We start from the raw sequence: 11391 nt of genomic DNA, 5'->3' as shown, positions 1-11391 counted from the left end.
AGCATAGCGCGATCATACAGGCAGGCTCGAAAGGATTGAGAGTAACTTTGAATGTGAAAATATTCCTGATTTATATTTTATTCTTTTTTGATTGTTAGTTCTGGTTGCTCACATTATTCATATATCACCTGTCGTTAACACTCCTGGTAACTGCTGTTCGTATATGTAGATGCGAATCTCTATGGCGTGGCATATTGATGATGTGACAGGTTGTTGAATCTGAAATAAAAGAAATACATTAAAGGATATATTGGTGTTCTGGTTCCTTAGATAATTGACTTATGAGTGCGAAACGCAGGGTTTTTGGAAGCCTTGTTATTTGTTTTTTTTCATTTTTTTGCTCTTTGTGGTTTGCAAATGATGCATTTAGTGAATTATTTGGATTTGTAAGTAACATTGTATTTTCACCAACTATTTTCGCTTTACTCATGGTCCTGGTAACTCTTCTCTTCCAATATATATACTGGTTTTTGGCTATGCGACACGGAGAGAAACAGGCTATTATTAAATGTAAAAAAACAAACAGGCTATTTATTGGGCTGGCAGGCGTTTTTATCGTAAGTGTTGTCATATTTTCCTGTGCGTATACTTCGACTCTTGAGAGTAAAGGCTATGTGAAATGCGCCGGTCACCCTGATGGATGGATGCCGGGAATAGCCACCGAATACGTACTACCACCATCAGTATGTGGAGAACATGGGTTCGTCAGAAAAGGTTCGAGCGGTTATGCTCCCACAATATCCAGTCAGTCCCGGGGAGTTGAGAATGAATAAACGTCTGTTGCTTATTTGTGCACCCGTAGCTTTATTTTTACTGGTCAGTACAGCAGTTCTTTCCCTTTCATTTATAGATGTCAAATACACGTATGAACCTGCGTTAACTGGAACACGCCTGGATTATTTGGTTGACGAAACCTATTACATGGCTTGGTTATTCTTTTGTACGTCAAATATTGCATTCTTTGCTATTTATATCGTATCTTTACTGGTTTTTAAACGATTAAGTAAAAAATGTTAGTCGGTAATATCTCATTTCATTAAGTTGTAAGCTGTCATGGCTTCGCTTTATTCCTGAACACAGTAAGACACTCAATCATATTGGTTATCTATGGACGACTTAACCCTGCGTTATTACGACGCCGAAATGCGCTACCTGCTGGAAGCGGGCGAAGAATTTGCCCGTGCTCACCCTGAACAGGCAGCGATGCTCAATCTTGATAAAGCGGGCGCGCGCGACCCGTACGTGGAACGTCTGTTTGAAGGCTTTGCCTTCCTCATGGGGCGTCTTCGCGAGAAGCTTGATGACGATCTGCCTGAACTGACCGAAGGGCTGGTCAGCCTGCTGTGGCCGCATTACCTGCGCACCATTCCCTCGATGTCGGTGGTGGAGTTCACCCCCGACTGGCGTGAGATGAAAGAACCGATGCGTATTGACAAAGGCTTCGAAGTAAACTCGCGACCGATCGGAGAAAAAGGCACACGTTGTCGCTACACCACAACTCAAGAGATAACCCTACAGCCACTTGCACTGGAGCATGCCCGCCTGTCGACTGATCCGGACGGGCGTTCGGTCATCAGCCTGCGCTTCAGCTGCAGCCATCTGGCTGACTGGAGTTGTGTCGATCTCAGCCAGATCCCGTTCTATTTCAATGCTGACGCACCACTGGCCTGCGCCATGCATGAAGCCTTTACCATGAACACTGCGCGCCTCTGGCTGCGGATGCCGGGTGACACGAACAGAAGACCGCTGGACGGGTATTTCACCGCACTGGGGTTTGGTGAAGATGACAGACTGTGGCCGAAAGGGGACAGCAGTTTCAGCGGTTACCAGTTGCTGCTGGAGTATTTCACCTTTCGCGAGAAATTCATGTTCACGGGGCTGCGCGGACTGGAGAGCGTGGCCTTTCCGGCTGAACTCCCCTGGTTTGAAATCGATGTGGTGCTGGCAGAACGCTGGGAGCACGATTTCAGCTTTACCGAAAAGCATCTGCGCCTGAACTGCGTGCCGGTGATTAACCTGTTTCCGCTGGAATCTGACCCACTGACGCTTAACTCCTTACAAACCGAATACATGCTGCGCCCGATGCGTGTGCAGGATGGCCATACCGAGATATACACCGTGGATTCGGTGATGTCATCGAGCCAGCATACCTACGTGCCGTTTTCGAGCTTCCGTCACAAAGGCGGAATGATGCGTCATGAAGCACCGGAATATTACTACCACACCCGCGTGCGCCGGGGGCCATCCGGGTTGCATAACACCTGGCTCATCCTCGGCGGTGAAGCGTTTGATAACCATACGGTGCCGGAAGATGAGAGCCTGTCGCTGACGCTCACCGGTACCAACGGCCAGCTGCCACGGCGTGCGCTGCAGAGCACTGTACTTGATACGGTGATGAGAACGACCTCGGCCAATATTGCCGTGCGCAACCTATGTGCGCCAACGCTGCCCTGTTATCCACCGGCGCAGGACCGTTTTCACTGGCGCGTGCTAAGTCACCTTGGCAGCGGGTTTCTGTCGATGATGGATAACGCCGATGTGCTGCGCGGGACCCTGGCGCTGTATGAATGGACCGACAGCGAGATGAACCGCCGCCGCCTGGAAGCCATCCTCGACGTGAAACACAGTGAAACCGTGCGCTTTGAGCAGGGCTATCTGGTTCGTGGCGTGCAGATTGAAGTGACGCTGGACAGCCACGGCTTTGCCGGGCGCGGCGACATCTGCCTGTTTGGCGAGATGCTGAGCCGTTTCTTCGCGCTGTATACCGACATTTATCTGTTTAACCGCCTGATTATCATTCTGCAACCGACAGGAGAGCGCCTGGAATGGGAAGAGAAGCACAGTCGCCGCATTCCCGGCTGACCCCGCGGCTGGAAGCCGACCTGCACCGCATGAATTTTTATCGTTTCTGTCAGTTGCTGGAGAAACGTCATCCGGGCAGGCCACTGATGGGTTCAACCAGTCATCCCGCAGATGACCCGGTACGCTTTGCACCGCATCCGGGGATGGGGTTCCCGGCCGGTGAACTGAAGTCTGTCGAATATGATGAAGACGATGACAACACGCCTCCGGTTATTCGAGCGACCTTCATGGGGATGTACGGTGTCGATTCCCCCTTGCCGACGGCGTATCTTGATGACATCACTCAGCGCCGTGAAGGACATGATGCGCTGCAGGGGTTTCTGGATATCTTCAGCCACCGCATCCTGACGCAGTTTTACCGCATCTGGCGTAAGTACTCTTACCCGGCCACCTTTGAGCCCGGCGGGAGCGACAGCATTTCGCAGTCGCTGCTGGGCCTGGTGGGGCTGGGTATTCCCGGCACCGCGAACCACATTGCCACACCGGTATCCCGTTTTCTGGCTCTGCTGGGTGTACTTCAGCAACCGGGGAAAACCCAGGAGGGGATACAGGCCCTGGTGAGCCTGCTGGCACCGGATACCACCGTGACGGTCAGCCCGTACTGCCTGCGTCCGGTGGAGGTCAGTCAGCCACTGGGTTTTTACGGTGATGACGATTTTCTACTGGATGGCAACACGCCACTTGGAGATGAAGCGATGGATGCCAGCAGCCAGCTGCTGATCGCGCTGTCCACCGATAACGAACAGGAATCACAGGGATGGAAACCGGACGGTCTGCTGTATCAGGACTTCCTGGTGATGCTGCGTGTCTACCTTGGCTGGCGTTTTAAGGCAAAAATCACCCTGACAACCCTGACCCGCCTGCTGGCCGTGCCACCGCTCGGTGAAGGATCTTTCTGGCTCGGCATGAATGGCGTACTGGGGGCGGAGGAGGGAGCGTTTGCAGATGATATCCCGCAAACCTTTACGACGGAACTGGGCTATTACACCGGCCTGCAACCTGCAACACCACAACAAGGAAACCGACGTGTTACGTACAAGTTTGATTAAACCCGCGTGCTGGCTGCCTGCACTGTTGGCGTTCAGCCTGGCGGGCTGCGGGATGACGCAGGGTATCACTGATGGCACTAAATCGGCATTTAACGCTGTGTTTTATAAAAAAATTAAGGTACTGCATCTGGATTTCACCGCCCGTGAAGCGTTGAACACCGATTCCCGCGAAAGTAACTCGCTGTCTGAGCCGGTGATAGTCCGCGTGTATCAACTGAAAGACCGCAAGATCTTCGACAAAACGGTCTATCAGCAGCTGCTGAAGGACGGGGAGACCATTCTTAAAGCGGACCTTCTGGCCAGCCGTGACGTGGTGGTGAAGCCGGGCGGGGATGTGGGCCTTGATATGCCGATGGAAGAAGGCGCGAAGTTTGTCGCGGTGGTCGGGCTGTTCCGCCATCCGGATATGGTTAACAACACCTGGAAACAGGTGCTCAGACGTGAAGATCTCGATCCGGATAAACCGCGCATTCTTGAAGCCGGGAATAACCATCTGACATTACAACCGCGAAAGGATGACTGATGCCACAGGGACATAACACGCCATCGCTGTATGAAATGCTGACTGGTAATTTTTCCGGTGGTCTGAGCCTGCACCAGGTCAGTGAGCAGAACCAGGTGATTTTATCCGTACTTGATAACATGCAGCGCGTGCTCAACTGCCGCGCCGGTACGCTGGCGCACCTGCCGGACTATGGTCTGCCGGATATGACCAAAATTCTGCAGGGGATGCCGGGTACGACCCATGAACTGATGGGGATCTTATCGTCTGTATTGCTTAAGTACGAGCCCCGGCTTAAGAGAATCGATGTGGTGTTGCTTGAACAGGCTATTCCCGGCGAACTGCGCTACGCCATCGACGCGGAGCTGAAGGGCATCGGTCTGGTCCGTTACGGTACGGAATTTATGCCGGAGGGCAGGGTGTTAATCCGCCACCTGAAACAGCAGCAGTATCTTGATACCCGTGCCGCACTCTGATTTTTATTCAGGCTTAAACCATCATGACGACACAATCCGAACGCCACCTCAAAACCGGCGGCGACCCGCGTACGCTTGCGGATTACGCCGCCCTGCGTGACGAAATGAACAAACTGACCCACCCGGCGCGACCGGACATCAACTGGTCGCAGGCGGAAAAGCTCTGTCTGTCGCTGTTTGAGCACAACGGGGTGGAACTGCAGACCGCGGCCTGGTATACGCTCGTCCGAACGCATCTGGCCGGTCTGTACGGCATGAACGAAGGACTGGCAATACTGGACGCGCTCCTCTCCCGCCAGTGGGGCAATATCTGGCCGCAGCCTGTGCATGCGCGTATGGAAATTCTCAGCGCGCTCAGCAGGCGGTTACAACAGACGATGCGCACCCTCACGCTGACCTGTACCGACCTCAGTCAGTTGTACCAGACAGAAGAGCACCTGAACGCACTGGGCGACGTATTGCAGCGTCTTGAACTGAGGCATGCCAGCCAGCTCGATGCTCTGCGTACCCAGGTCCATAACGCGGCGGTACGGCTGGAAAACAGCGACGGCGGGCAGGAGGCGGGCGGTGCTGTTCTCCCGGCCAGCTTTACGACCCCGGCAGAACACGTCAGGTGGGTCTATGTCGCGCAGCCGGAGCCGCTGCCGGACAGGCAGGTGATGACCGCGCCGCCTCCGGTGAAGCCCTGGAAGCCATTTGTCGCCGGAATGGCGACCATGCTGGTGATTGCCAGCTCGGTGGCATGGGGATGGCAGACGATGCATACACCAGACCTGGCTCAAACGCAGCTCGATGCCACTCTGGCGCCTTTACCTGACGAATTATCTAAAGCGCAGTTGCAGGCGCTGCGACAAGCGTCACCATCATCACTGGCAGGGCTTAGCAAGACGCAAAATCGGCTCGCACAGCTTAGGGAACTGAAACCTGACTGGGCATGGCGCTACGGCGATAGCCTGGTGCAGCAGGCGGTGATCCTTTGGCCGCAAGAGGCGAAACCGCTGGCGCAACAGTGGCAGCAGCAGGTTAACGTTGCTGCACTTCCGCAGCCATATCTGACTGGCTGGCATCAGGGAATGACCCAATTGCAACAACTGGCGAACCGGCTTAACGCACTTGATGAACAGCGGGGTAAGTACATGACGGTCAGCGAGCTGAAATCAGCGGTGTTTACCATGATGCAGGCATTTAACAGTGCCGTGCCTGCAGAGGAACAACTGCGACAGCTGGCAGATCTTCCTGAAAACCAGCCGTGGCCTGCCGCGCAGCAGAGCCAGACAGAACAGCATCTGCAGCAGTTGATTGCCCGTTATGCCCTGATGAAACAAAAAACGGCGGAATAGCTACAAAGGGTTCCCTCGTTTAAGAAGGCAAGGAAGCATCCGGGAAGATAAAAATGGCCGGTCAGCGCAGGGGGCGCTGATCCTGGTTTAACCGTGTGAAAGAGAACAGAGGCAACAGCGTGTCAGCCAGAGAACGTTTCTTTAAAAAAGTGCAACAGAGTAGCAAGAATATAATGTCAGGTAACACCTCAGTTGAGGCTGAAATCGTTGAATTCTACGAGCGGTTAGAGGGGCTGGCGCAGCAAATCATTGAGTGGTTTGCGGGCACTAGCATTGAAGTCACGTTATCACGTCAGTATCTTCATGATCTGAGCACATTAGGTTATAGCCTGAGTAGCGGAATTTGCCGCTATGAGATAGCGACTATCCTTCTGCAGAATGGCGAGCGTAGTGTCAGTATCGTGCCAGAGCAGCTCTTCCGTGCAGGAGAAACGGGTTGTGTAAGAATGCGTGTTGAAGCTCCGGGCTTTCGTGAGGTGTTTTATCTGAGCATGGCGCCGGAAGCGGGCTGGTTTATCCGGCGCGAGTTTCAGAGCATTAAAGAACGCGCTCTTTTGACGGAAGAACGCTTTTTTGTTGCGGTCGATCGTCTGGCTTGAAGAGCGTATGTAAAGAGCAGGTTGCCTTGCAGGCCTATTACAACAACTTCGCAAATTTCGCCAGCCACTGCGGATGCGCAGGCCAGGCCGGCGCGGTGACCAGGTTACCATCAACGTGAGCCTGATCGATACCGATATCGGCATACTCGCCGCCGCTGAGTCGCACTTCAGGCGCACAGGCCGGGTAGGCGCTACAGGTTCGTCCTTTTAAGATCCCGGCGGCGGCCAGCAACTGTGGGCCATGGCACACGGCCGCAATCGGTTTGTGCGCGGCATCAAATGCCTGCACCAGCTTCAGTACGTCATCATTTAACCGCAGGTATTCAGGCGCTCTGCCGCCAGGGATCAGCAGGGCGTCATAGTCCTGCTCGTTAACGGCGGAAAAATCGGCATTGAGGATAAAACGGTGACCCGGTTTTTCGCTATAGGTCTGAGCACCGTCGAAATCATGGATAGCGGTCATGACATAGTCACCCTTCGCTTTATCCGGGCAGACGGCGTCAACCTGATGGCCAATCATCTGTAAGGCCTGAAATGGGACCATGGTTTCGTAATCTTCGGCGTAATCGCCCACCAGCATCAGGATTTTCTTGCTCATCATTTTCTCACTTTTATGGATAACGACGTTTTAGATATAGCCTGGTGTAGCGCAAATGTCGGAAATAAAAAAGCCCGTCAGAGCACGGGCAAAATAAGCAAGTGATTTAGCAATTCGTTACCAACATAATGGAGGATAACGGCGCATATCTTACGCGCCTATTGAGTTGGCCGATACCTGATAATTTCGGTAGGTGAAACAACGGATTAAACGTGCGTTACAGCGCGTCGAAAGTGGGGTAAATGCTGTTTTCAATATATTCCGCCACTAACCAGATCTCGCCGCTGAAGATAAACCAGAATCCGAAAATAATAAGCATTAAAATAATTATGGTGAGGATTATTTCTGTTCTTCCCATTGCAGACGATACCCACCCATAGTCTTTTTCATCAAGATGGGCATTGTAGCGGGGCTTTATCCGATACACCAGTTTCATGCCGCCAGGACTTTATTACGGCCATCATTCTTGGCGCGATAAAGCGCGTCATCTACCCGTTTAAAGAGGTCGTCGATACTCTCATCCTGGTTGTGCCGCGCCACGCCAATGCTGACCGTAAATCGCGGCAGGCCGGGGATCGAGATGCGGGCAACCGCTGCCCGGATCGTTTCGGCGATTTGCATTGCAGTATCGAGAGAGGTGCGTGGCAGCAGAATGACAAACTCCTCGCCTCCCCAGCGGAACACGAAATCCTCTTTCCGGCTACAGGCCTCCAGGGTACGTGAAAGTGCGATGAGCACTTCATCCCCCTTCAGATGACCAAAAACGTCATTGATATTCTTAAAGTGATCGGTATCCACCAGCAGTAAACTGAATTGCTGCTGTAGAGGAAGGTGCGTGAGATTCATTTGCTCAGCGATAATATAGAACTGTCGCCGGTTGAGCAGGCCCGTCATGGCATCCTGTAACGCGGCATGTTCCAGCTCAAGCTCCAGCCTTTTTTGCTCGGTGATGTCATGGATAATGCACAACATCAGTTTATCCCCGTAGATCTCAATTGGTCCGGCATAGGTCTGAACATGGCGGGTTGATCCATCGGCAAGGCGGTGCACAAAGTTGAGTGGCTTATGCCCACCCGGCAGAGCGGCGATTTCGCTCATCACTGGGATCACATCGCGCCCCAGAGTGTTGATCTCCCAGGTATGCTTGCTGCACATCTCCTCGTGCGAGTAGCCATAAAAGTTAAGCGCGGCGAGATTGGCATCAACAATTTGGCCGTCGCGAGCTGGGTCGATCAGCAACATCGGGGCGCTGTTTGTCAGAAAAAAGCGAGCATAGAATCCTTGCTTTTTTCGCTGGTAAGTAGCGGAGCGGCTCGCTTTAAGCCCGGTCGGTGCCGGATGTGTAGTCCCTTCAAAAACGATAATGTCGCCGTACGGCGCATGGTGGGTCAGCGAAAGACGACAGCTCAACGCGGTTTCATGCCCGTCGCGCCAGACTGTCCAGATCTCGACAATCTCCTGGTCCGTTTTCAGCTCAGGGATATACATCGACAGGACGTCTTGCGCATTGGCTGAGAAAGCGCCTTTTCGCAGATCATCCACCGTTTTATCCCCCATCACCTGAACCGCGGTCGTATTCGCAAAAATAATATGGCCGGAAACGGGAGAGATCAGCCACACGGGGGTTTTAATGACATTCAGCGCATCAAAATAATTTTGCGACATAAGGAATTCCTGTACATCGGCACAATATGCCTGACGATCACGACGGAATCGACTCGCGTGGACTCCTCTGAACCATACTCCAGTTAACCCTGTGTAGCATGATTTTTTTGTGAAACAAAAGCGGATTCCGAATGAATTTTACCAATTGGTATAATCTGTTTCTGTGAATTAATCTGCAGCAGTAGCCACGGGATCTGTTCGGCAGGCAAAGGTCTGGCGAACAGAAAACCCTGCAAATAATCACACCCGAGCTCTGTTAACACCGCTCGTTGCTCTTCTGTTTCGATCCCTTCGGCAACAACATACATCTCCATGGTCCGGGCAATATTAATAATGGTCTCCACCAGCTTGCGGCTTTTCTCATTTTCCAGCATTGACGTCACAAAGCTTTTGTCGATTTTGAGCTCTTTTGCCGGAAGCACGCTGAGCATAAGCAGATTAGAATAACCGGTGCCAAAATCATCAATAGAGACGGTGATCCCGGCCTGGTTGAATGCACTCAGTAATTCGATACTGCGGTCGAGATTTTTAAGGGCGGTGCTCTCCGTAACCTCAAGGATGAGCCGGGAAGGAGAAAGATTATATTTCTGCAACAGAGACGATACGGTCTGAAAGATATCCGGCTGTTCAAACTGAACAGGGGATAAGTTAAAAGACAACGTCCAGTGGGCAAAACCTTGTTCAGTCCAGAAATGCAGCTGACGGCATGCGGCCTCAATCGCCCAGTTACCCACGGGAATAATTAAACCCGTCTGTTCAAGCGAAGGTAAAAACAGATTCGGCAGCAGCACGCCTTGTTCGGGATGTCGCCAGCGAAGAAGCGCCTCAAAGCCGTGGATAGTTCTCTCTTCAGCGTGCCAGGTGGGTTGATACCACAGCTCAAACTGATCGCGCTCAAGCGCCTGCGTGAGTTCCTGCAAAAAACCGGGGTTAGCCGGGATCGCCGTCGACATCTCTGTCCGGTAGACCGCCCAGTCGTTTTGGCCTTGCTTTTTAACGTACTGCATTGCCGCATCTGCTTTTAGCTTTAACTCATGCAGCGTTTCGCCATCCTGCGGATAACGACTGACGCCTGCGCTGAGCGTTGTACTCAGCGTATGCCCGCATACGGAAAGCGGGCGGCGCACATCGTCGAGCAGCGTTGAGAGGAGGGACTGGAGTTTGTCGTCATCACATTCTGGAACCAGCAGAATAAAAGCATCGCCCCCCAATCTTGCCAGGGTCATCTCACGGGTAAGCCTCGCCGTGATGCGCTGCGCAATGGTGATTAACAACTCATCCCCGACGTTATGTCCCCAGGTGTCATTAACCTGTTTAAAGTGATCAACGTCGAGGAAGATCACGGCAAACTGTTTATTGCTAAGCAACGCGCTGCGCAGGCAATCCTGCATGCGCAGGTCCATCTGGTGGCGATTAGCAAGGCCGGTAAGGGCATCAAACCGTGCCTGTAGTTCAAGCTGACGATTGAGCGCCTGAAGGTTGTCCGTGAGCCGGTTGGTACGCCAGTGGGAATCAATGAGTGAGATAATCAACATCATGCCGAGCAGGCACAGCGTGGTGACCGACACCCCTATCGATAATCCCAGTTCGCTGATACCGCCGGGTAGGGTATGAGCCATATCACTGAACTGAGCGGCCCGCATGCCGGTGTAGTGCATGGCGCAGATGGCAGCGCCCAGAACTAAAGCGGCGAGAATGCGATTGATAAAGATCCCTTTTCGCTGATGCCGCAGGTGAAAGGCCAACCAGAGCGCGGCACCGGAGGCCATTACGGCAATCAATACGGATAAACCGATGATGGGGTGATCCCAGATGATGGGGCTGTCCAGCATCAGTGCGGCCATACCGATATAGTGCATTGACACCACGCCTGCGCTCAGAATTAAGGTAGAGAGAAGCAGTCTGAAGGGCGAAAGGCGAGCGCCCGTCACGGCAATATTCATTGCCAGCATAGACGCCACCACCGCGACGCCCATTGAGGCGAGGGTTAACCAGAGGTTGTAGCTCATGATCATGGGCATTTTCATCGCTAACATACCAATGAAATGCATCGACCAGATCCCGACGCCCAGCGTAAGCCCTCCGGCAAAACGCCAGAACAGAGCGGCCTTCCCGCTGGAAAGCGGGATTTTCCCGGCATTCTCCAGGGCCACAAACGAGGCGATAAAGGCCACAAGATAAGAGATGGCTATTAACACTGGGTCCCACGATACATTGAGCATTATGCAATCCCACGCCAAAGGGGTTACTGATTTCGCCAACCGGGACAGATCTTTATCTGGCTGCGTGCAGGCGAGTTC

The 11391-nt window shown here is 52.8% G+C and carries 12 protein-coding genes; 7 read left to right on the top strand and 5 right to left on the bottom strand.

Going from position 1 to position 11391, the window contains the following annotated elements:
- Window positions 1-238: 238 nt before the first annotated feature.
- On the bottom strand, window positions 239-571 hold the full coding sequence (locus ACQG22_RS12370; protein ID WP_369706450.1) for a hypothetical protein: 333 nt from the start codon (window positions 569-571) through the stop codon (window positions 239-241).
- Window positions 572-765: 194 nt separating this feature from the next.
- Here ACQG22_RS12370 and ACQG22_RS12365 point away from each other — a divergent pair, with 194 nt between their 5' ends.
- The 7 genes from ACQG22_RS12365 (at window position 766) to ACQG22_RS12335 (ending at window position 6828) form a co-directional block, all read left to right on the top strand.
- On the top strand, window positions 766-1017 hold the full coding sequence (locus tag ACQG22_RS12365; protein ID WP_127869327.1) for a hypothetical protein: 252 nt from the start codon (window positions 766-768) through the stop codon (window positions 1015-1017).
- Between the two features lie 90 nt (window positions 1018-1107).
- Window positions 1108-2862: a type VI secretion system baseplate subunit TssF gene (tssF, locus tag ACQG22_RS12360; RefSeq protein ID WP_369706451.1), complete on the top strand. Its 1755-nt coding sequence runs from the start codon at window positions 1108-1110 to the stop codon at window positions 2860-2862.
- Window positions 2826-3911: a type VI secretion system baseplate subunit TssG gene (gene tssG, locus ACQG22_RS12355; protein ID WP_369706452.1), complete on the top strand. Its 1086-nt coding sequence runs from the start codon at window positions 2826-2828 to the stop codon at window positions 3909-3911. Before tssF ends, tssG begins: the two co-directional genes overlap by 37 nt.
- Window positions 3889-4434: a type VI secretion system lipoprotein TssJ gene (gene tssJ, locus ACQG22_RS12350; protein ID WP_369706453.1), complete on the top strand. Its 546-nt coding sequence runs from the start codon at window positions 3889-3891 to the stop codon at window positions 4432-4434. The genes tssG and tssJ overlap by 23 nt, the downstream gene beginning before the upstream one ends.
- Window positions 4434-4889, top strand: a complete 456-nt coding sequence (gene tssE / locus ACQG22_RS12345; protein ID WP_038419559.1) for a type VI secretion system baseplate subunit TssE — start codon at window positions 4434-4436, stop codon at window positions 4887-4889. The genes tssJ and tssE overlap by 1 nt, the downstream gene beginning before the upstream one ends.
- A 23-nt stretch (window positions 4890-4912) precedes the next feature.
- Window positions 4913-6229, top strand: coding sequence for a VasL domain-containing protein (locus ACQG22_RS12340; protein WP_369706454.1), 1317 nt, complete (start codon window positions 4913-4915; stop codon window positions 6227-6229).
- Between the two features lie 119 nt (window positions 6230-6348).
- Complete coding sequence (locus ACQG22_RS12335) at window positions 6349-6828, top strand: hypothetical protein (RefSeq protein WP_194500098.1); 480 nt, start codon at window positions 6349-6351, stop codon at window positions 6826-6828.
- A 37-nt stretch (window positions 6829-6865) separates the two neighbouring features.
- Here the strand turns inward: ACQG22_RS12335 and ACQG22_RS12330 are convergent, their stop codons facing one another.
- The 4 genes from ACQG22_RS12330 to ACQG22_RS12315 form a co-directional block, all read right to left on the bottom strand.
- Window positions 6866-7426: a DJ-1/PfpI family protein gene (locus ACQG22_RS12330; RefSeq protein ID WP_369706525.1), complete on the bottom strand. Its 561-nt coding sequence runs from the start codon at window positions 7424-7426 to the stop codon at window positions 6866-6868.
- Between the two features lie 217 nt (window positions 7427-7643).
- Window positions 7644-7862 (bottom strand): Ecr family regulatory small membrane protein, encoded by a 219-nt coding sequence (locus ACQG22_RS12325; RefSeq protein WP_020689199.1) that lies wholly within the window; start codon window positions 7860-7862, stop codon window positions 7644-7646.
- Window positions 7859-9091 carry a sensor domain-containing diguanylate cyclase gene (locus ACQG22_RS12320; protein ID WP_369706455.1) on the bottom strand — a complete coding sequence of 411 codons (1233 nt, stop codon included), beginning with the start codon at window positions 9089-9091 and terminating at the stop codon, window positions 7859-7861. Before ACQG22_RS12320 ends, ACQG22_RS12325 begins: the two co-directional genes overlap by 4 nt.
- A gap of 83 nt (window positions 9092-9174) precedes the next feature.
- Entirely contained in the window at window positions 9175-11313 is a 2139-nt protein-coding gene (locus ACQG22_RS12315; RefSeq protein WP_161657216.1) for a putative bifunctional diguanylate cyclase/phosphodiesterase, read from the bottom strand.
- Between the last annotated feature and the right edge of the window lie 78 nt (window positions 11314-11391).

Origin of the sequence: Enterobacter cloacae complex sp. 309I3 (genome assembly GCF_050031595.1) — a bacterium.
GTDB lineage: Bacteria > Pseudomonadota > Gammaproteobacteria > Enterobacterales > Enterobacteriaceae > Enterobacter > Enterobacter cloacae.
This window is presented reverse-complemented; position numbering and strand designations above follow the sequence as displayed.

What these genes read in the sequence shown, in the direction of transcription:
- ACQG22_RS12370 (WP_369706450.1), bottom strand. Translation starts at nt 571, where the DNA reads ATGACAACACTTACGATAAAAACGCCTGCCAGCCCAATAAATAGCCTG.
- ACQG22_RS12365 (WP_127869327.1), top strand. Translation starts at nt 766, where the DNA reads ATGAATAAACGTCTGTTGCTTATTTGTGCACCCGTAGCTTTATTTTTA.
- tssF (WP_369706451.1), top strand. Translation starts at nt 1,108, where the DNA reads ATGGACGACTTAACCCTGCGTTATTACGACGCCGAAATGCGCTACCTG.
- tssG (WP_369706452.1), top strand. Translation starts at nt 2,826, where the DNA reads ATGGGAAGAGAAGCACAGTCGCCGCATTCCCGGCTGACCCCGCGGCTG.
- tssE (WP_038419559.1), top strand. Translation starts at nt 4,434, where the DNA reads ATGCCACAGGGACATAACACGCCATCGCTGTATGAAATGCTGACTGGT.
- ACQG22_RS12340 (WP_369706454.1), top strand. Translation starts at nt 4,913, where the DNA reads ATGACGACACAATCCGAACGCCACCTCAAAACCGGCGGCGACCCGCGT.
- ACQG22_RS12330 (WP_369706525.1), bottom strand. Translation starts at nt 7,426, where the DNA reads ATGAGCAAGAAAATCCTGATGCTGGTGGGCGATTACGCCGAAGATTAC.
- ACQG22_RS12325 (WP_020689199.1), bottom strand. Translation starts at nt 7,862, where the DNA reads ATGAAACTGGTGTATCGGATAAAGCCCCGCTACAATGCCCATCTTGAT.
- ACQG22_RS12320 (WP_369706455.1), bottom strand. Translation starts at nt 9,091, where the DNA reads ATGTCGCAAAATTATTTTGATGCGCTGAATGTCATTAAAACCCCCGTG.
- ACQG22_RS12315 (WP_161657216.1), bottom strand. Translation starts at nt 11,313, where the DNA reads ATGCTCAATGTATCGTGGGACCCAGTGTTAATAGCCATCTCTTATCTT.